Below are 18,935 nucleotides of genomic sequence, written 5' to 3'. Positions count from 1 at the left end.
AAATTGTTGTTGTAATATCAATCAGAGCATTCTGATGTATATATCATTAGGCTTGATATATACTTCTGTCAACACCAATTGACCAAAGTATGATCAATCCTGTTTTCACCCCGAGCAGGGATAAAAATGAAACGCTCGAATACCCAGAAACTGAAAGACGCGCTCGAGGAAGACATCATCAACGGTCGACTGTTACCCGGCGAAAAGCTTGACCACGATGCCCTCGCCACGCAGTACGGCGTCTCGAGAACCCCTATTCGTGAGGCGGTCCAGCAGCTTGTCGTAAGTGGCCTGGTCATCGTGAAACCCAAAAAAGGCACCTTCGTCGCCAGGGTAGGCTTTGATCAGTTGATTGAGATGTTCGAGGTAATGGCGGAACTGGAGGGAATGTGCGGCAGACTGGCAGCCAGAAGAATTCAGTCATCCGAGCTTGAGTCCCTGCGGGCAGCGTTGCAGCGCTGCGAGGATCCCGATGTCATGGCTGACCCGGACGATTATTACTACGAAAATGAAGAGTTCCACAACTGCATTTACACGGCCAGCCACAACCACTTCCTGGCGACTGAAGCAAGACAGCTTAAACAGAGACTGAAGCCCTATCGCCGCCTTCAATTACAGGCACGTAACCGGGTTTCCAACTCCATTGCCGAGCATCGGGAAATTTTCGAAGCGATCAAAAATGGAAAGGAGCAGGAGGCCGAGCGAGCCCTGAAAGAGCATGTGCTGATTCAGGGAACCCGTTTCAGCGACTTTGTTTCGCAGGTCAAGCGGTTCGGGGAGTCTTCCCGGACAACCGCCTGAGAAGACCCACTCCCGGGAACTAACGAAGGACCACCAGCGGTTTTCTGGCGGTCTTGAGCATGGTGGTGGTTGTGCTGCCCACCAGGAACTGCCGGATACGGGAGTGGCCGTAGGCCCCCATGACCAGGATGTCGATATCGTGTTCTTCCTGATAGGCGTGTAACGCGGGTTCAACATCGCCGGCACGGATCGCCAGAGTGATCCCGGATTCCAGGCCCGCCAGCATTTTCTCCGCCTTCCTGAGCTGCTCCCGGCGGTCACTGGTATCCGCGCCAATCATCACCAGATGCAGGGGCATACCCTTGAGCACCGGGCTACCGGCCAGAAGCTCCACACCTTTGAACGCCGTTGCGCTGCCGTCAAAGGCCAGCATGGCACTGCGGGGCCGGGTGAATTCATCCGGCACCAGGAGAATCGGACGATGCATGCTGCGGATCACCGTTTCCAACTGGCTGCCAATGTGGGTATCGCGCTCCGAACTGGTTTCACCGTGCAACCCCATGACCAGCAGGCGGGTCTGGTTTTCCAGTGCCAGCAGGGACTCGGTGAGGTCGCCATGGCGCTGGCGCTGCACAACGTCGGTGATGCCCGCGTCACGCACCCGTTTCTCCGCCTCATCCAGCATGTGGTGCCCGTGTTCCAGGGCCAGTTTCGCGCGCTTGCGGTCAAGTTCCGCCAAATCCTCCATTAACTGCTCTCGACTGCCCAGGCCGATGCTTCCGGCGAGGTCCGGCTCGGCCGGATAACGCTCTTCGTCAAGCACGTGCAGGAGCATCATGGGGCTTTCCATGTGTTTACTGGCCCAGGCGGCGTAATCGCATACGGCCGGGGCGGCGTGGGAGCCGTCAATGCAGGCAACTACTCGTAACATCTCAACCTCGCCTTCGTGATCCCTGTAATTGCTATTCTGGCTGTGATCGCTGTTGGATTCCCGGGTCTGTGTCATGTCAGTGCCCCATCAGCTGATCAACGGCTTCGGGTTTGTCGTGCACGCCGAAGCGGTCGACAATCGTGGCACTGGCCTCATTCAGCCCGATAACCTCAACTTCCGAACCTTCACGGCGGAACTTGATCACCGCCTTGTCCAGCGCGCCTACCGCGGTTATATCCCAGAAATGCGCCCGGCTCAGGTCTATGACCACGTTATCGACTGCTTCCCTGAAATCAAAGGATTCCATGAATTTTTCCGAGGAACTGAAGAACACCTGGCCCACTACCCGGTAGGTGCGGGTATCCGTGGCCTCATCCAGCTCTGAGGTAACCAGCATGTAGTGCCCCACCTTGTTGGCAAAGAACAGGGCCGCCAGCAGCACGCCCGCCAGCACACCGAACGCCAGGTTATGGGTGGCCACCACCACGATAACGGTAACAACCATGACGATGTTGGTTGACAGCGGGTGTTCCCTGAGGTTCTTGACAGAGCCCCAGCTAAAGGTACCAATCGAGACCATGATCATCACGGCGACCAGCGCTGCCATGGGGATCTGAACCAGCCACTTGTCCAGCACCAGCACCATTACCAGCAGGAACACGCCGGCGGTCAGTGTCGACAGGCGCGTACGACCACCGGATTTGATGTTGATGATGGACTGCCCGATCATCGCGCAACCGGCCATGCCGCCGAGCAGGCCGGAGCCGATGTTGGCAATACCCTGGCCCTTGCACTCACGGTTGCGATCGCTGGTGGTGTCGGTCAGATCGTCGACGATGGTTGCGGTCATCATGGATTCCAGCAGCCCAACAACAGCCAGCCCCACCGAATAAGGCAGGATAATCATCAGGGTTTCGAAATTCAGAGGCACATCCGGCCACAGGAAAACCGGCAGGGTATCAGGCAGCTCGCCCATGTCGCCTACCGTGCGGATACCCAGGTTGAGGTACATCGCCACAGCCGTGAGAACAACGATACACACCAGAGGTGAAGGCAGGATCCTGCCAACCCGGGGCAACAGCGGGAACAGGTAAATGATGCCGAGGCCGGCTGCCGTCATGGCGTACACGTGCCAGGTCACATTGGTCAGCTCGGGCAACTGGGCCATGAAAATAAGGATCGCCAGTGCGTTCACAAAGCCCGTGACCACCGAGCGTGAGACAAACCGCATCAGGCCGCCAAGCTTCAGGTAACCGGCGGCAATCTGGATAACACCGGTCAGCAGCGTCGCCGCCAGAAGGTATTCAAGGCCATGGTCTTTCACCAGCGTGACCATCAGCAAGGCCATGGCCCCGGTGGCTGCCGAGATCATACCGGGGCGTCCGCCCACGAACGCAATAATCACGGCGATGGAGAAGGACGCGTAAAGCCCGACCTTGGGGTCGACTCCGGCGATGATGGAAAAGGCAATTGCCTCCGGGATCAGCGCCAGGGCAACCACAATGCCGGCAAGGACATCGCCGCGGGTATTCGAAAGCCAGTTGGCCTTTAAGGAATTCACCATAATTTCGGGGTTCCGGTTTGCTACGAATTCAAAGGCCGCGAAGCTTATCAGCCCCCTTACAGGAAAGTAAGGTCGCTAGCGGTATCTTCTTAGACGCCTAACGACTGCGTGCCTCTGCTGCTATCATCAGGACATTCAATGATTAACAGGAGACTGCACCCACCCATGAATGATGTTGCTTCCCGGTTTCTGGCCGGAAACCAGACCACCCTAAACCTCGCGGTCGCGCTTCTTCTGGGCGCGATTATTGGCCTGGAGCGGGGATGGGATGCCCGGGAGCAGAAAGCCGGCGAGCGGATTGCCGGTATTCGCACCTTTTCGCTGGTCGGTTTGCTCGGTGGCGTTTCCGCGGTACTGGCACAGGAGATAACCGAATGGGCGTTTCCTGTGCTGCTGGTCAGCGTGGTGGCCATGGCAATCGTGGCCTACAGCGAACGGCTTGTGCACATCCGCAATTTCAGTATCACCGGCATGGTAGGCATGGTGCTGACCTTCTGCTTCGGCGCGGTGGCGGTTGCGGTGGATCCGGTGATTGCCACCGCCGCAGCCGTCGTGACTGCCATCATCCTGGATAACAAGGAAGAGATTCACGGTTGGGTCAACAAGCTGAAGGAACACGAGCTGGATGCGGCGCTCAAGCTGCTGCTCATTTCCGTGGTGATGCTGCCTCTATTGCCCAATGAAAAGCTGGGCCCTGGCGGGGTTCTCAACCCTCGGGAGATCTGGTGGATGGTAGTGATGATCGCCTCCATTTCCTTTGTCGGCTACTTCGCCATCCGGGTGACCGGCACCCGAAAGGGCATTCTGTTCACCAGCCTGTTCGCCGGTCTGAGCTCATCCACGGCCCTCACCCTGCACTTCGCGCGTCAGGCCTCCAAAACCCCTCAGTTGAATGCCCAGTTCGCAACGGGAATCCTGATTGCCTGCGGCACCATGTTTCCCCGCATCCTGTTTTATTGCCTGGTGATCAACCGGAGCCTGCTGCCGATGCTCATCTGGCCGGTTCTCGTGATGACCATCTTGCTCTACGTCCCGGCGTTGATTATCTGGCGAAAAAACGAAAAACAGTTACAGGTCAGCCAGCCGCCCCTCAACCAGAATCCACTGGATCTCACCTCGGCGCTGGTATTCGGAATGTTGCTGACCGCCATCCTGCTGCTGGGCGAGTTCCTGAGCAGTTGGCTGGGCGACACGGGCATCTATGTCCTTGCAGCAACGTCCGGGGTGGCCGATGTGGACGCCATCACCCTGTCCCTGACCCGCATGTCCAACAACGGCCTCGCCATGAGCACGGCCGTCATTGGTATCGTCATTGCGGCGGCAACCAACAACCTGGTCAAATCCGCCATGGCGGGGTTGATCGGCAATCGCCAGATCGGGCTTCTGGTTGGCGTACCGATGGTGCTGTCCCTGGCCGCCGGATTGCTGGTGGCCTGGTTGCAGTAACCGGTTACCGGGCTTTGCGGAACGTCAGATTGTATCGACAGACGCCGGTCAGAGGGTGATCCCCGGCCTTCAACGTCATTACTCCGTGATATCTCAGCCGTGCCGGGCCACCCCAGACCACCACATCACCATGGGCAAGCGGAACCCTGACAGGACGTTCGTTACGTTTCAGCCCGCCAAACTGAAATACCTGGGGTAAGCCCAGGGATACCGATACAATCGGCTGGCTGAAATCCTGCTCATCCTTATCCTGATGCAGTCCCATTTTTGCCCCGGGCTCATAACGGTTGATCAGGCAGGCATCCGGCTCAAAGCCCTCGAAACCAGCTGCGACTGCGGCCTTCCCGGCAAGATTGCGGAAGGATTCCGGCATCGCCGGCCAGGGCTGGCCTGAAGTCGGGTCCTCGGACTGGTAGCGGTACCCCCGGGTATCGGTAACCCAACCCTGATCACCGCAGCAACTCATAGCGGCCGACATGGCATGACCGCCAGGGGTTTTCATATGCCGAAACGGTGCCTGAGTGGTAACTCGCTGAATGTCGTTCAGGAGCCATTCAGCGTCTGCGAGGGCGAACTGGCGAAGCACCACCGCACCTTCCATCAGATGCTCCCTGATCAACTCCGGCGACAGTTCGCCAAACAGGTCCTGTGTCATAACTTTTGGCTTCGTCTGAAAATGAAAACGACCGCGCGTAGATTCTATCAACACTGAGCCCCAGAACCATCTCCCAATGTCCTGCGCGATATCGCACTCAGCAGGATCAACGACGCATCGAAATTTCCAGCGCAAATTGTTTTTAACCTTGCCCCCATGAAAGCCTGTTCATGAAGCCGGACTGAAAAACACGTATATTCTATAGGCTGGTTCATCCCTGGTAAGGACAATTTAATGCTGTTTGCAATCATCGTTGGCGGTCTGATCGGTTACGCCTTTGGCAAATTTCCGGGTTTTCTGGTGGGTGCGGCAATCGGTGCCTTTCTCTTCAACCACCTCAAGCGCCGTCTGATCGGCAAGCTCCAGAGTATCCAATCCGGCTTTGTCGAGTCCGTCTTTGCCGTCATGGGTGCCCTCTGCAAGGCAGACGGCATTATATCCCGCGACGAAATCCAGATGGCGGAAGCCATGTTCGTACGCTTCCGCCTGAACGAAGAGCAGAAAGCCACGGCCAAAGCCGCCTTCAACCGGGGCAAGGAGCCGGATTTCGATCTGGACGCAGAGCTGAACCGGTTCCTCCAGGCTAGTGGCCGGCAACCTGCGTTCCTGCAGATGTTTCTTCAGGTTCAGGTCTCAGCTGTTGCCGCCGATGGCGTGGTACACCCGGCCGAACATGAGATGCTGGTGCGAATCGCCCGCGGCCTGGGACTGCCCGAGAGCCAGGTGGATCAGCTGGAAGCCATGCTACGGGGTGCCCATACCAATCGGGCCGGAGCTGGCCAGCCATCTTCCGCCGATCAGATCAGTGATGCCTACAAGGTCCTGGGGGTTTCATCGTCAGCCAGTGACGCGGAGCTCAAGAAAGCCTACCGCAAACTGATGAGCGAAAACCATCCGGATAAACTGGCCGGCCGGGGTTTACCCGAGAGCATGCGGGAAATGGCAGAAGAACGCACCCGGGAGATCAGCCACGCCTACGATGTTATCAAGGAAGCCCGGAAAACGTCGGCGTAAAGCCCGGCGCTTTTCGCAGGCGGCGGCTCAGAACCAGCGCGGCACCCGAACCCGGTAACGCTCGTAGTCCTCTCCGAATTTGACCGCCAGCGCCTTTTCTTCCTCACCGGCCTGGCGGGTGATTACCAGCACACCGGCCACCAGGCATACCAGCGAGAATACGCTGGGCAGCGCCAGGAAAAAGCCCAGTTGCCCCGCCATCACTGTCAGGAACAACGGGTTCCGTGAGCGGGCAAAGGGCCCGTCCGTCAGCAGCTTTCGCTGGTCCTTCCGGGGATCAATGCCTGAGCGCCAGTCCTCATGCATGTAAGCCTGCAGGTAGTTCACCACAGTGAACGATGCCAATAACAACAACATTCCGGCCAACAACACCGGCCAATGATACAGCCAGCCAAAAACGCCGAGCCAGCCGTCGATATCCGCAAAGATCCGCACCACGCAAACCGCAAGAATCAGTGCCCGGAACACATTGAAGATATGCCGGTGCCACCAGGGCGCACTTCCCCGCTCTCCATAATTGATGTGGGAAAAGCGCATGCGCTGGAACAGGCCCAGACTGCGGCTGGCAAACTGCAGGCCGATCATCAGGAAGAAGATGCCGAGAAAGTGACGTACGAGAGGTTCTGTAAATTCCATCGGGATCACTAACAATGGGTTGAACCTGTCAGCTTATTACCTGACAACGGTTATGGAAAGCCACCCGGCATGGCTCTCTTGCCGTTCCCGTAAACAGGGCCAGGAATACCAGTCCGTTTGCCCGGCAGATGCTGGCCCAGGGGTTTCTCTGCCTGGGCAAGAGCACGCTGCCGGAATTCGGCTTTAACGCAACCACCGAACCTGCCCACGACGTACCCACCCGCAATCCATGGAATCTGGCCTACTCGACCGGTGCCTCTTCCGGCGGCTCAGCAGCCCTTGTTGCAGCAGGCGTAGTCACACGCTCTGTGCGGGACACCGCCAATTTCCTGGAACAGGCCGAGGCCTTCTACAGGAACCCGGAACTGCCAGCGGGCGGCAGAATCGAGGGTCCCTCTGGCCGACCACTGAAGATTGGCTTGATACTGGATTCCATCAACGGCCACAAAACCGACGACATCACCCGGCAGACAGTTGAGGAGACAGCGCGGAAACTGGAAAAGCTGGGCCATCGGATCGAGCCGGTTTCCGTTCCAGTGCATTCTTCATTTCCGGACGACTTCGCCCTGTACTGGGCACTGCTGGCCTTTGGCGTAAAAGCCAACGGCAAAAAACTGATTCATCCCGCTTTCGAAAAACACAGGACCGACGGCCTGACCAATGGCCTGGACACGATGTTCAGGAAACAGTTCTGGCGCCTGCCCACCGCGCTCTGGCGGCTGAAACGCTCCCGGCATGACTACGCCCATGCCATGGCCGGCTTCGATGCCGTGCTCACCCCTGTACTGGGCCATACAACACCGCCGCTCGGCGATCTCAGCCCTGAGGTACCTTTTGATACCCTTTTTGAGCGCCTGCGACAGTATGTCAGCTTCACCCCCCTGGCCAATGCCACGGGTGCACCGGCTATCTCGATTCCAATGGGCCGCACGCCGGATCAACTGCCGGTATCTGTTCAGTTCATGGGCCGCCACGGTGGCGAGCGCACCCTGCTGGACATTGCCTTTACCCTCGAGGCTGAACATCCCTGGCCGCTGCTCAGGGATCTGATTCGCCAGGGTCACGCCAATGACGCGGCGCCACGTGCGGATTCGCTGACCGGGACAGCGTGAATTGGACATACTTAACGCCAGTTGCCATATTCTATAGGAAGCTCAGATATTATCTGTTCTCTGCACCGAATCGAGACTGAGGGCCGTTCGTACTTCAAAAGGAAAGGACATCGTATTGAGCCCGGCCATGCGTGACAGTGAAGTCCTCGTGACCCACCACAAAGCCCTGATGGAGCTGAGTCACAACATCGGCTTCATCGAAATGCCCCGGCCCCGGAAACTGGCGGCTCTCGTGGAATTGTGTACCCGGCTGCTGGGTATTCAAAGGGCAAGTGTCTGGCTGTTTCCGCCGGAACGGGACCGTATAACCTGCGAATGGCTGCATGACGAAGAGCAGCCAGGACACAACAGCTGCGTTAAAGAAGAAAATACCGGCTACGATCTCTTCCGGTCCGACCACCCCGAATACTTTCAGGCCATTACAGCAGAGCGGGTCATTGCCGTAGAGGACGCCCCGAACGATCCCCGGACCCGTTCTTTCCATCAAGGCTACCTGTCGGTTCAGAATATTCACGCCATGCTCGACGCCCCCATCTTTGATGGCGAGGAGCTCAGCGGGGTGATCTGCCTGGAATCCCACGAGCACCGGGAGTGGTCCGTTCCAGACATCTCCCTGGCTGTGGCCATTGCTGATACTATCAGCCTGATGAACACCCACGAAGCCTGGCTGAGATCCAAACGGGCGCTGGAATACGTCAGGCGCTACGATTCGCTGACTGGCCTTGCCAATATCGATTCCCTCCGCGACCGGCTCGGCCATCTGCTGCGCAAGATCAAACGCCGGGGTGCAGGCAGCCTCGCGCTGCTCTGGATCGATGTAGACAGGTTAAAAACCATCAACGACGGCCTCGGCCCCCAGGCAGGGGACCAGGTTATCGCCGACATTGGCCAGCGGCTGAGGGATATTCAACTGGCCGGCAAGGACTTTATTGCCCGCATCGGGGGAGACGAGTTCGCACTGGTGATCCGCAACTACACCCTGCCCGGCTTCCTGATTGAAGTGACCAGGGAAATCCAGGAACGCATTCGCCAGCCGATCCGGGTGTCCGATCAGGATCTGAACGTCAGTGCCAGCATAGGCATCTGCCACTTCCCCGGCGACTGCCATGAACCCGAGGAGTTGCTTCGGGGTGCCGAGGCCGCCATGTACCACGCCAAACGCCAGGGCCGGGATCGCTCCACCCTGTTCGATTCCGAAATCCAGACAACGGCCCGTTCCCGCTTTGCCCTTGAAAGCGAATTGCGGGAAGCCCTCAAAAGCAACAGCCTGGATGTGTTCTATCAGCCAATCATGGATCGCACGGGAACGCATCTCGAGAGCATGGAAGCTCTGGTTCGCTGGCAGCATCCACAGCGTGGCTGGCTGTCTCCGATTGAATTCCTCGATGTGGCACGCAGCGCAGGCTTCATGTATGAGCTGGGTGCCTGCGTGCTCAGAAGTGTGTGCTCACACTGGCGCGAGGCCAGAGAGAGGAATATCCCGTTGCCGACGATTTCCGTCAACCTGTCGGCTGAGCAGGTGCTGGTTCCCGATTTTCCGGAACTGGTAAAGGAGATCTGCGACCACCAGGAGATGCCCGTTGAGGCCTTGCAGTTCGAGGTAACCGAAGACTCTATCCAGGGGGATTTCGGGGTCATCGGGCGGGTTCTGGAGAAGCTGGTGGAAGCCGGCGCAGAACTGGCTATTGACGATTTCGGCACTGGCTACTCGTCGTTATCCCGATTGAAATACCTGCCATTCTCCCGGATCAAGATCGACCGCTCGTTCATCAAGAACCTGCCGGATGACGAAGACGATTGCGCCATTACCCTATCCATCATCGGTCTGGCCCGGGGGCTGGGGCTTTTCGTGGTGGCGGAAGGCGTAGAGCATAAAGCCCATGAGGCCTGGTTGTTCGAGAAAGGCTGCGACTATCTCCAAGGCTACCTGTACAGCAAACCGCTGCCGTTTTCCGAAATCATTGGCCGCTATTACTCCGACTGACCCGGCCGGTCAGCCTTCCCAGGGCCTGGCCGGCCCGGCTGCCCAGCACCAGCAGCGCGGGCGTCAGCAACAGCGTCAGCACCGTGGCGAAGGTCAGCCCGCCAGCGATAGCACTGGACAGTTGGGTCCACCACTGGGTCGAGGGCGCCCCGAGGCCCAGGGAAGGTGTCAGCAAGTCCACGTTCACCCCCAGCACCATGGGCATCAGGCCCAGCACGGTGGTGATGGCCGTGAGCAACACCGGCCGCAGACGCAAGCAACCGGTTTCCAGGGCCGCCTCATAGGCCGCGATTCCCTCCTTGCGCATCTGGTTGTAGGTATCAATCAGAATAATGTTGTTGTTCACCACAATGCCCGCCAGCGCAATGGTCCCCATGCCCACCATCACAATGCCGAACGACTGGCCGTTGACCAGCAGGCCAAGAAGCACCCCCGCCGTCGAAAGCACAATGGCGGAGAGGATCAGGAAGGTCTGGTAGAGTGAATTGAACTGGGTCACCAGAATCAGCAACATCAGCCCGATGGCCACCAGAAAGGCGGTGATCAGGAAGTTGGCCGCCTGCTGCTGATCCTCGTTTTCGCCGGCAAATTTTACCGAAATGCCTTCCGGTGGCTCCGGCATCCCGGCCTGCAGGGATCGCAGAAGTTCGTCAACCCGACGGCCCGGGGCCAGATCGGACTTGATGGTCACGGTGCGCTGGCCATCCACCCGGACAATACTGCCGGTCTTGTCCCCCGGCTGAAGGTCGACGAACTGCGAGAGCGGCACCTGGCCCCGGGAGGTACGAATGGTCTGGCGCTGCAGATGGTCCAGCTCCCGCCAGTTGTTCGGTACCCGAACCACAATATCCACTTCATCCCGGACGTCTTCCGGGCGATAGGTCGCCAACACCAGACCGTTGGTGACCAGGCGCACGGCACTGCCAATACCCAGCACATCGGTGCCGAACCGGGCAGCGGCCTCCCGGTCAACCTGCAGCCGCCACTCAATACCCGGCAAGCTCCGGTCATCCTCGATATCCGCAAAACCACCCTGCTCCCGCATGCGGTCTTTGATCCTGTCCACATAGCCGTTAAGGCCGTCGGCCTCACGGCTGCTCACCTGCAGCTCAATGGGTTTGCCCTCCGCCGGTCCGCCCTCCTGCTTGCGGAATTCCAGCTCAATGCCCGGGATATCATCGGTCCACGCCCGGAAATCCTCCATAATGGCACTGGCCGGGCGCCGGGTGTACCAGTCGGTAAACTGAAACTGCAGAACACCAATCACATCGGGCGCCATCTGCGAACTGGCACTGACCATTGAACGCGCGTACAGGGCCTTTACCTCCGGCATTCCCTGCAGGCGCTGTTCCACCTCACGCACGATCACATCCCGCTCCCACACTGACAGATCGCCTCTGGCACGGACCTGCACCTGGGCCGAATCCGGTTCGACACTCGGGAAAAACTCCACACCGTAATTGAAGCGGGCATAGGCGGCGTATATCACCGCAATCACACACAGCACACCAGTCAGCGTCAGCCCGGGCGACTTCAGCAGCACCGACAGCAGCCAGCGGTAGCCTTGCATCAGCCGGCCTGTTGTTTCTCTCTGCCGGTCCCTCCGGCCGCCACTGACACTGCCCAGCACCGGCAGAAACACCAGCGCCATCGCCAGCGATGCCACCAGACAGATGATGACCGTCAAGGGCAGGAACTTCATGAACTCCCCCACCACCCCGGGCCAGAACAGCAGAGGCACAAACACCGCCAGCGTGGTGGCCGTGGAGGCAATGATGGGCCAGGCCATGCGGCTTGCGGCCCCGGCCCAGGCGTTTTTTACCGCCTGGCCATCCGACAGGTTGCGGTCCGCCAGCTCGGACACCACAATGGCGCCATCCACCAGCATGCCCGCCACCAGAATCAGGCTGAACAGCACCACGATATTGAGGGTCAACCCCATGCTCCAGATCACCAGGATGCCGGTAAGGAAAGCGCCCGGAATGGTCAAACCCACCATGAATGCGGAACGCGGCCCCATGGCTGCAATCACCACGATGATCACCAGCACAATGGCGGTGAGTACGTTGTTCAGCAGGTCGCTGAGAATGTCCCGCACTTCCTCGGACTGATCCATGATGTAGCGGATTTCCAGGCTTTCCGGCAGTTGGGGCCTGGCCTGGTCGATGAGATCGCGGATATGGGCAATGGTTTCGATGATGTTGGCGCCGGAGCGCTTGGAGACTTCCAGCACCAGCGCCGGCTCGCCGTTGATGCGGGCAAAGCCGGTGGGATCCTTGAAGGTGCGCTGTAGCATGGCGACATCCCCGAAGGTCACCACCGTATCGCCATCCACCTTGACCGGCATGAACATCACATCCTCGATGGTCTCGATCACCCCGGGCACTTTCAGGGCCATGCGGCCGTTTCCGGTATCCAGCGAGCCGGCAGCCACCAGCTGATTGTTGCGGGTGACCAGTGAGGCCAACTGATCGAAATCGATGCCGTAGCTTTCCAGAACCTGGGGATCCACCACGATTTCCAGCAGGTCTTCCCGGTCGCCGCCGATCTCGACTTCCAGCACCTCCGGAATGGACTCGATGGCATCCTGGAACTGGCGGGCAATGGTAATCAGCTCCCGCTCCGACAGGGGGCCGGACAGCCCGACCGACAACACTGGGAACAAGGACACGTTGATCTCGTTGACCCTCGGTTCGTCTGCCTCTCCCGGCAGCTCACTGCGGGCGGTGTCGACTTTCTCACGTACATCCTGCAAGGCTTTGTCCGGATCGAAACCGGCATCAAATTCCAGCATCACTGAGGCATGCCCCTCGGACGCGGTACCCCGCATTTCCTTGATGCCCTCGAGGGATCGCAGCTCCTGCTCCATGGGCCGAACCAGCAGACGCTCGGCGTCTTCCGGGCTGATCCCGTCCAGGGTCATGGAGACATAGATCACCGGGATGGTGACGTCGGGATTGGCTTCCTTGGGAATGGTCTGGAACGCCGCGATACCGCCGAGAATCAGGAACAGCAGGGTCAGCAGCGTGGTACGGCTGCGATCAATGGCCGCAAAAATCAGCGCACGCATCTGGCCTAACCCCTGTTTTCAGAGGTGTCGACCGGCATCACTTTCTCACCGGTACTCACGAAACCGCCACCCCGGGTGATGAGACGGATTTCATCCGGCAACCCGGTTACCCAGGCCCCGTCGGTGGAAACACTCAGCAATGTCACCTCACCGAACACCACCCGGTTCTGGTCGTCCACGTATTTCACCCCCGGGCGGCCATCGTCCCCGAGCGAAAGATAAGCCGGAGAAATAAACATCGCCTTCACCTCGGGCAGCGCGATTCGCAGGCTGGCGCTGCCACCGGCCACCCGCCTGCGGTCCGGATTTTCCACGGCGATTTCCACTGCGAAGCTGCGGGTTTCCGGCGATGCCGCACTGGCCACAAACGTTACAACGCCGGAGAGCCGGCTGCCATCCAGCAGATCCACGCGAACGGCCTGGCCGGCTGCCACATTGGTCACTGACTGCTGGGGAATCTGCGCGGTCGCTTTCAGACGGTCCACTCTTACCAGCTGGAAAAGCGGAGAGCCCACCTGCACAAGATCGCCGGTATCCACGGATTTGCTGTTGATGGTGCCGTCGAAAGGCGCCTCAGGTGTGAGATGGCTGACAGCCTGCCGGGCGTTGGTCAGTTCGGCATTGGCGGCGGCCAGTTCACTCTCAAGGGCCAGCACTTCCGACTGGGCGGCAAGGTTGTCGGCCCTCAGCCGGCGGGCAGCGGCCAGGTCTGCCTCCAGCTTGCGAACCCTGGATTGCCAGCGCAGAACCGCGGAACTGCGCCCTTCATCGGAAACCGTAAGCAGCGCCTGCCCTTCCCGGACCTGCTCGCCGAGTCCGACAGCCAGGGATTCAATCCGGCCCGAAACCTGGGCACTGAGCATCACGGAATTCCATGGCTCCAACTGTCCCTGAAGCATCAACCCCGGCTCGTGGAGCTTCGCTGTCAGGATTTCCACCTGCACGCTTGTCAACTGGCCGTCACCGCCATCCTGGCGCTCCAGAGGCTCATCACTGGCTACCTTCACCTCACCGGTAGCCATCCAGATCACCAGCGCAATCACGACCAGAAGTGACAGACCGAGGGAACCCCATTTTGCTTTCGTCATTGAATGCTCACTGTTACTCTCACTGTTACTGATATGAAGCCTCTCTCGAGGCTGGCAGAAAAAACCCGTAATTAACGGTTGCATCCGGCTGAAAACGTGGGGTAGATTCTACACAGAATCTTTTGACGAATTCAGAGCAGACCGTCGATTATATGAATCTCAACGCAGTGATTGTCCTTGTGAAGCTAGTCCTGGTGGTCGTGGTACCGTCTGGGGGCTTCTGCGTGGACAAGCGGGTGAGATAGCGACAAACCTGACAAGACACCAGAAACCCCCGGCACCGAAAGGTCCCGGGGGTTTCTTTATTTGCGGCCAGGAAAAAAGGAAAAACGACCATGAACGGCGCACAGCACATTCTTGAAGCGTTCCACCGCCACAACATCCGCACGGTTTTCGGTTATCCGGGCGGCTGCATCATGCCGCTATACGACGCGCTGGTAGACGATGTGAGCGTGGAACACGTGCTGTGCCGCCACGAGCAGGGTTGCGCCCTCGCTGCCGACGGCTATGCCCGGGCCAGCGGCACTCTGGGGGTGTGCATCGCCACCTCAGGCCCTGGTGCAACCAACCTGGTCACCGGCGTGGCCAACGCTCACCGGGATTCCATCCCCATGCTGGTTATCACCGGCCAGGTGCCCTCCGGCCTGATCGGCACCGATGCCTTCCAGGAAACCGATGTACTGGGCATGACCCTGGGTATCGTCAAACACAGCTACCTGGTCGACGACGCCAATGCCCTGCCCGCGATCATGGAAGAAGCCATGGAACTGGCCCAGAGCGGCCGCCCCGGCCCGGTCTGGATTGATGTTCCCAAAGACCTGTTGTTGACCGAAGTGGCCGATGCGCCCTTCTCCCAACCCGAGCCCCGTGAAACGGCCTCGACAGACCTGACGGAAGCCCTGGCGATGCTGCACGCCGCCCGCAAGCCCCTGCTCTACAGCGGCGGTGGCATCAGCCTGGCCCACGCCGAGGACAGCTTCCGGGCGTTTGCCGAATATTCCGAATTGCCGGCGGTTTTAACCCTCAAGGGCATCGGCAACCCGGGCAAACACAATCCCTACAATCTGGGCATGCTGGGCATGCACGGCTCACGCGCCGCCAATAAGGCGGTGGACGAATGCGACCTGTTGCTGGTCATCGGCGCCCGCCTGGACGACCGCGCCACCGGCAACCTGGACGGCTTCGCCCCCAACGCAAAGCTGATCCACATCGACGCCGATGCCGCCGAAATCAACAAACTGCGCCCGGCCGATCTGGCTATCCGCGGGGACCTGAACGAAATACTGAAGGTACTGGCCGGAGCCTTGCAGGATGAGCCACTGACCATCAGCGACTGGCAGAAACAGTGCCGCACCTGGCACACCACCGGCGGCTTCCACGCGGCCGACAACGATGGTCCTATGGCACCCATTACCGGCCCGGCCTTTATCCGCCAGCTCTCACGGATTGCTCCCGACGACACCGTGATCGCCTGCGACGTGGGCCAGCACCAGATGTGGGTTGCCCAGCACTATGACTTCGACCACCCACGCCACCACCTCACCAGTGGCGGCCTCGGCACCATGGGCTTTGGATTGCCCGCGGCCATCGGCGCCCAGTTTGCCGACCGCAACAGCACGGTCATCAACGTTACCGGCGATGGTTCGTTCATGATGAACGCCCAGGAACTGGCTACCATCCGCCGCTACAACCTGCCGGTGAAGCTCATCATCATGGACAACCAGTGCCTGGGCATGGTCCGCCAGCAACAGGAGCTGTTCTACAACAACCGGGAAAGCCAGATAAACCTGGACGACAATCCGGATTTCGTCGCCATGGCCCGGGCCTTTGACATCCCGGGCCTATACATCGAACGCACCGACCAGATCCGCCGTGGCATCGAAACCATCCTGGCCTACAACGGCCCCATGCTGCTGCACGTGGCCATCAGCCGTGAAGAAAACGTCTGGCCCATCGTCAAACCCGGCGCCAGCAACACAGACATGATCGACGAAACCCGACGCACGCCCAAAGCCGGCAAGGAGCAAGTTGCATGAACCCGCAACCCCAGCCATCAACACCCAGCTACACCATCAATTGCCGGATGACCCACGAAGCCGCCGCCCTGGAGCGTCTGTGCCAGGTGGTCCGCATCCGCGGGTTCCGGATTGCCACCATGGCGGTAGAAACCGCCGGCGAGCACCTGAACATCGCCCTCACCCTCGAGGGCACGCGGCCGATTGCCATGTTGCAGTCGCAACTGGAGAAGCTGCATACGGTGGCCGAGGTTGCCCTCGCATCTGGGTCTGTGGCTCGGTCTCGTTCGGCCTGAACTTTTAAGGGCTGGTCTTTTTGTAGCCTGAGATTTGGCGGGCAGGTACGGGGGTGGCAGGCCCGCCCCTCAACCCACAGGCTACAAGGACGGAAACTCCGAAGTTACAGGCATTGAGGTTACCAGGCCTTGTAAGGCAGGAACTTCCCGTTCATGGTAACCACAACGCGGTCGCCCTTCGGGTTCTCTTCCTTCTCGACATCCATGGTGAAGTCGATGGCGCTCATGATGCCATCGCCGAACTTCTCATGGATGAGTTCTTTCATGGTGTCACCGTAAACACCCACCACCTCATACAAACGGTAGATCAGCGGATCCTGCGGCACGGCGCCGTCCCAGGCCTTTTTCGGGCAGACCTGCAGGGCTTCCGCCACCGGCTTGTCCAGACCCAGGATTTCGCACAACGCGAAGGCCTTGTCTTCGGTCAGGCTGTTCATGCCCAGGGCCGCTGAGGTGGTGAACACCGGGGACATGCCGATGGTTTCGGCGATGGATTCCCAGGTAATGCCCTTGGAAACTTTGGCTTCCAGGATTTTGGCGGTCATCAGTTCTTTGTTCATCATGGCTGTTTCCTCTCTTGGCTTTAGATTTCAGGCATTCACCGCGCGAGCGGCAGTTTCAGATTCGGATTCAGGTTCGGCAGACGCTGGCGTTGACTGGGCAACGCCCTTGGCAGGCTCGGCGACTTTCGGGCTGCCGTCTTTCTCTGGCAGGGCCGCGCCACTGCGGTTGACCAGGAAGTCCACCAGGTAGTCCCGGGTTTTGTGGTAAGCCGGGTTCTGGAAGATGGTGGCCCGGGCCCTTGGATGCGGGATGTCCACTTTCACGCTTTCGGCGATGCGGGCATTGGGACCGTTGGACATCAGGAAGATGCGGTCGGAGAGCAGGATGGCTTCGTCCACATCGTGGGTGATCATGAACACGGTCTGGCGGGTTTCTTCCCAGATTTTCACCAGTTCGTCCTGAATCACACCCCGGGTCAGCGCATCCAGCGCGCCGAAGGGTTCGTCCAGCAACAGGAGTTCCGGCTGGGTGGCGAAGGCCCGGGCGATACTGACCCGCTGGCGCATGCCTCCGGAGAGCTGGGACGGCTTGCGATTCAGGGCGTGATCCAGCCCCACCATTTTCAGGTAGCGCTCGCTGTGCGCTTTAACCTCTTCCCTGGACCATTTGGGCCAACGGGCGCGAACGGCAAACACGATGTTGTTCAGTGTGGTTTTCCAGGGCAGCAGGCTGTAGTTCTGGAACACCACGCCACGTTCAAGCCCGGGGCCTTTGACTTCCTTGCCGTTCATCACCACGTTGCCGGCCCTGGCCTCGTCCAGGCCCGCCAATACGTTCAGGATGGTGGATTTGCCGCAACCGGAGTGGCCGATGATGCAGACAAACTCCCCTTTCTCCAGAGCAAAGCGGACATCCTCGAACACAGTCAGTTCGCCGCCCTGGCCGTCCGGATACACTTTGGACAAACCCTCTACTTCCAGGAATGACTTACTCATAACAGGTCTCCATTCGGAGGTTTGAGGCCGGCGCCGGCTGCCCGTCACCGAACCGCTCATTCTTTGTATTCCACCAGCTTCTGAGCCTTGCCCAGGGCCAGATCCAGCAGCATGCCGACCACCCCGATCATCAGGATGGAGAAGATCACACTGGCCAGGTCCAGGTTGTTCCACTCGTTCCACACGTAGTAACCGATGCCGGTGCCGCCCACGAGCATTTCCGCGGCGACAATGACCAGCCAGGCAATGCCGATGGAAATTCGCATACCGGTCAGGATGGTCGGTGCGGCGGCCGGCAGGATCACCGTGATGGCGGTGCGCAGCGGCCCGAGTTCGTGGGTGCGGGCCACGTTCACCCAGTCCTGCCTCACATTGGCAACGCCGAAGGCGGTGTTGAGCAACATCGGCCAGATTGAGCAGATGAAGATCACGAAGATCGCCGAGGCATCGGAATCCTGGATAATGAACAGGGCCAGCGGCATCCAGGCCAGGGGCGAGATGGGGCGCAGAACCTGGATGTACGGGTTCAGCGCCTTGTACATCAACGGCGACATGCCAATCAGGAAACCTATGGGCAGCGCGATGGCCATGGCAGCAAGGTAGCCGGTCAGCACCCGGTACACCGAATACCCCAACTGGATGCCGATACCCTTGTCGTTGGCGCCGGCGTCATAGAACGGGTTGGACAACTCGGCCCAGGCCAGCTTGATCACCGCTGAGGGCGGCGGCACCCGGGATTCCTGGTCGGCACCCCCCATCAGTATCTCGTATTCCGTCATTCCGGTCTGGGCTTCCGGGGGCTGGGTTGCCATTTCCCAGAGCCCCAGGGCCAGAATCAGGAACGACACCGACAGCAGTGCTGCCCGTACGTTCAACGAAGCCAT

Annotated in this window: 15 protein-coding genes and 1 pseudogene; 7 read left to right on the top strand and 9 right to left on the bottom strand. The window is 59.5% G+C overall.

Features of this window, described 5'->3' with window-relative positions; genetic code table 11:
* Positions 1-126 precede the first annotated feature (126 nt).
* On the top strand, positions 127-801 hold the full coding sequence (locus D0851_RS18600; protein WP_117619962.1) for a GntR family transcriptional regulator: 675 nt from the start codon (positions 127-129) through the stop codon (positions 799-801).
* Positions 802-820: 19 nt separating this feature from the next.
* Here the strand turns inward: D0851_RS18600 and D0851_RS18595 are convergent, their stop codons facing one another.
* Positions 821-1,672 carry a universal stress protein gene (locus tag D0851_RS18595; RefSeq protein WP_227539570.1) on the bottom strand — a complete coding sequence of 284 codons (852 nt, stop codon included), beginning with the start codon at positions 1,670-1,672 and terminating at the stop codon, positions 821-823.
* 76 nt (positions 1,673-1,748) lie between these two features.
* Positions 1,749-3,236: a SulP family inorganic anion transporter gene (locus D0851_RS18590; RefSeq protein ID WP_117619960.1), complete on the bottom strand. Its 1,488-nt coding sequence runs from the start codon at positions 3,234-3,236 to the stop codon at positions 1,749-1,751.
* A gap of 165 nt (positions 3,237-3,401) precedes the next feature.
* On the opposite strand from D0851_RS18590, the gene D0851_RS18585 reads away from it, so the two are divergent.
* Entirely contained in the window at positions 3,402-4,682 is a 1,281-nt protein-coding gene (locus tag D0851_RS18585; RefSeq protein WP_117619959.1) for an MgtC/SapB family protein, read from the top strand.
* 4 nt (positions 4,683-4,686) lie between these two features.
* Here the strand turns inward: D0851_RS18585 and alkB are convergent, their stop codons facing one another.
* Entirely contained in the window at positions 4,687-5,337 is a 651-nt protein-coding gene (gene alkB, locus D0851_RS18580; protein WP_117619958.1) for a DNA oxidative demethylase AlkB, read from the bottom strand.
* 234 nt (positions 5,338-5,571) lie between these two features.
* Here alkB and djlA point away from each other — a divergent pair, with 234 nt between their 5' ends.
* Entirely contained in the window at positions 5,572-6,351 is a 780-nt protein-coding gene (djlA, locus tag D0851_RS18575) for a co-chaperone DjlA (RefSeq protein ID WP_117619957.1), read from the top strand.
* 27 nt (positions 6,352-6,378) lie between these two features.
* Here the strand turns inward: djlA and D0851_RS18570 are convergent, their stop codons facing one another.
* The gene (locus D0851_RS18570) at positions 6,379-6,987 is read right to left on the bottom strand and encodes a methyltransferase family protein (protein WP_117619956.1); all 609 of its coding nucleotides are present in this window, start codon (positions 6,985-6,987) and stop codon (positions 6,379-6,381) included.
* 80 nt (positions 6,988-7,067) lie between these two features.
* Here D0851_RS18570 and D0851_RS18565 point away from each other — a divergent pair.
* Both D0851_RS18565 and D0851_RS18560 read left to right on the top strand, forming a co-directional pair.
* A pseudogene (locus tag D0851_RS18565) lies at positions 7,068-8,099 on the top strand (amidase family protein); the annotation flags it as partial.
* Positions 8,100-8,226: 127 nt separating this feature from the next.
* Positions 8,227-10,083 carry a putative bifunctional diguanylate cyclase/phosphodiesterase gene (locus tag D0851_RS18560; protein WP_117619955.1) on the top strand — a complete coding sequence of 619 codons (1,857 nt, stop codon included), beginning with the start codon at positions 8,227-8,229 and terminating at the stop codon, positions 10,081-10,083.
* Here D0851_RS18560 and D0851_RS18555 read toward each other — a convergent pair.
* Both D0851_RS18555 and D0851_RS18550 read right to left on the bottom strand, forming a co-directional pair.
* Entirely contained in the window at positions 10,058-13,153 is a 3,096-nt protein-coding gene (locus tag D0851_RS18555; protein ID WP_117619954.1) for an efflux RND transporter permease subunit, read from the bottom strand. The genes D0851_RS18560 and D0851_RS18555 overlap by 26 nt on opposite strands.
* Before the next feature lie 5 nt (positions 13,154-13,158).
* The gene (locus D0851_RS18550; protein WP_162893776.1) at positions 13,159-14,241 is read right to left on the bottom strand and encodes an efflux RND transporter periplasmic adaptor subunit; all 1,083 of its coding nucleotides are present in this window, start codon (positions 14,239-14,241) and stop codon (positions 13,159-13,161) included.
* Positions 14,242-14,576: 335 nt separating this feature from the next.
* Here D0851_RS18550 and ilvG point away from each other — a divergent pair, with 335 nt between their 5' ends.
* Together ilvG and D0851_RS18540 are read left to right on the top strand one after the other, a co-directional pair.
* On the top strand, positions 14,577-16,277 hold the full coding sequence (gene ilvG, locus D0851_RS18545) for an acetolactate synthase 2 catalytic subunit (protein ID WP_117619952.1): 1,701 nt from the start codon (positions 14,577-14,579) through the stop codon (positions 16,275-16,277).
* A complete protein-coding gene (locus D0851_RS18540) occupies positions 16,274-16,552 on the top strand; it encodes an ACT domain-containing protein (RefSeq protein ID WP_117619951.1) in 279 nt (92 codons plus the stop codon). The genes ilvG and D0851_RS18540 overlap by 4 nt, the downstream gene beginning before the upstream one ends.
* A 119-nt stretch (positions 16,553-16,671) precedes the next feature.
* On the opposite strand, the gene cynS is transcribed toward D0851_RS18540, so the two are convergent.
* The 3 genes from cynS to ntrB are packed head-to-tail and all read right to left on the bottom strand — an operon-like array spanning position 16,672 to position 18,935.
* Positions 16,672-17,115: a cyanase gene (gene cynS, locus D0851_RS18535; RefSeq protein ID WP_117619950.1), complete on the bottom strand. Its 444-nt coding sequence runs from the start codon at positions 17,113-17,115 to the stop codon at positions 16,672-16,674.
* Positions 17,116-17,142: 27 nt separating this feature from the next.
* Positions 17,143-18,051, bottom strand: a complete 909-nt coding sequence (locus D0851_RS18530; protein WP_117619949.1) for an ABC transporter ATP-binding protein — start codon at positions 18,049-18,051, stop codon at positions 17,143-17,145.
* 56 nt (positions 18,052-18,107) lie between these two features.
* Positions 18,108-18,935, bottom strand: coding sequence for a nitrate ABC transporter permease (gene ntrB / locus D0851_RS18525; protein WP_117619948.1), 828 nt, complete (start codon positions 18,933-18,935; stop codon positions 18,108-18,110).

The organism is Marinobacter sp. Arc7-DN-1 (assembly GCF_003441595.1).
GTDB classification, from domain to species: Bacteria; Pseudomonadota; Gammaproteobacteria; order Pseudomonadales; family Oleiphilaceae; genus Marinobacter; species Marinobacter metalliresistant.
Note: the sequence above shows the minus strand (reverse complement) of the source record. Positions and strands in the feature narration are given on the sequence as shown.

What these genes read in the sequence shown, in the direction of transcription:
- djlA (WP_117619957.1), top strand. Translation starts at nt 5,572, where the DNA reads ATGCTGTTTGCAATCATCGTTGGCGGTCTGATCGGTTACGCCTTTGGC.
- ilvG (WP_117619952.1), top strand. Translation starts at nt 14,577, where the DNA reads ATGAACGGCGCACAGCACATTCTTGAAGCGTTCCACCGCCACAACATC.
- D0851_RS18550 (WP_162893776.1), bottom strand. Translation starts at nt 14,241, where the DNA reads ATGACGAAAGCAAAATGGGGTTCCCTCGGTCTGTCACTTCTGGTCGTG.
- D0851_RS18600 (WP_117619962.1), top strand. Translation starts at nt 127, where the DNA reads ATGAAACGCTCGAATACCCAGAAACTGAAAGACGCGCTCGAGGAAGAC.
- D0851_RS18555 (WP_117619954.1), bottom strand. Translation starts at nt 13,153, where the DNA reads ATGCGTGCGCTGATTTTTGCGGCCATTGATCGCAGCCGTACCACGCTG.
- cynS (WP_117619950.1), bottom strand. Translation starts at nt 17,115, where the DNA reads ATGATGAACAAAGAACTGATGACCGCCAAAATCCTGGAAGCCAAAGTT.
- D0851_RS18560 (WP_117619955.1), top strand. Translation starts at nt 8,227, where the DNA reads ATGCGTGACAGTGAAGTCCTCGTGACCCACCACAAAGCCCTGATGGAG.
- ntrB (WP_117619948.1), bottom strand. Translation starts at nt 18,935, where the DNA reads ATGGCTTCGTTGAACGTACGGGCAGCACTGCTGTCGGTGTCGTTCCTG.
- D0851_RS18570 (WP_117619956.1), bottom strand. Translation starts at nt 6,987, where the DNA reads ATGGAATTTACAGAACCTCTCGTACGTCACTTTCTCGGCATCTTCTTC.
- D0851_RS18540 (WP_117619951.1), top strand. Translation starts at nt 16,274, where the DNA reads ATGAACCCGCAACCCCAGCCATCAACACCCAGCTACACCATCAATTGC.
- D0851_RS18595 (WP_227539570.1), bottom strand. Translation starts at nt 1,672, where the DNA reads ATGTTACGAGTAGTTGCCTGCATTGACGGCTCCCACGCCGCCCCGGCC.
- alkB (WP_117619958.1), bottom strand. Translation starts at nt 5,337, where the DNA reads ATGACACAGGACCTGTTTGGCGAACTGTCGCCGGAGTTGATCAGGGAG.
- D0851_RS18590 (WP_117619960.1), bottom strand. Translation starts at nt 3,236, where the DNA reads ATGGTGAATTCCTTAAAGGCCAACTGGCTTTCGAATACCCGCGGCGAT.
- D0851_RS18585 (WP_117619959.1), top strand. Translation starts at nt 3,402, where the DNA reads ATGAATGATGTTGCTTCCCGGTTTCTGGCCGGAAACCAGACCACCCTA.
- D0851_RS18530 (WP_117619949.1), bottom strand. Translation starts at nt 18,051, where the DNA reads ATGAGTAAGTCATTCCTGGAAGTAGAGGGTTTGTCCAAAGTGTATCCG.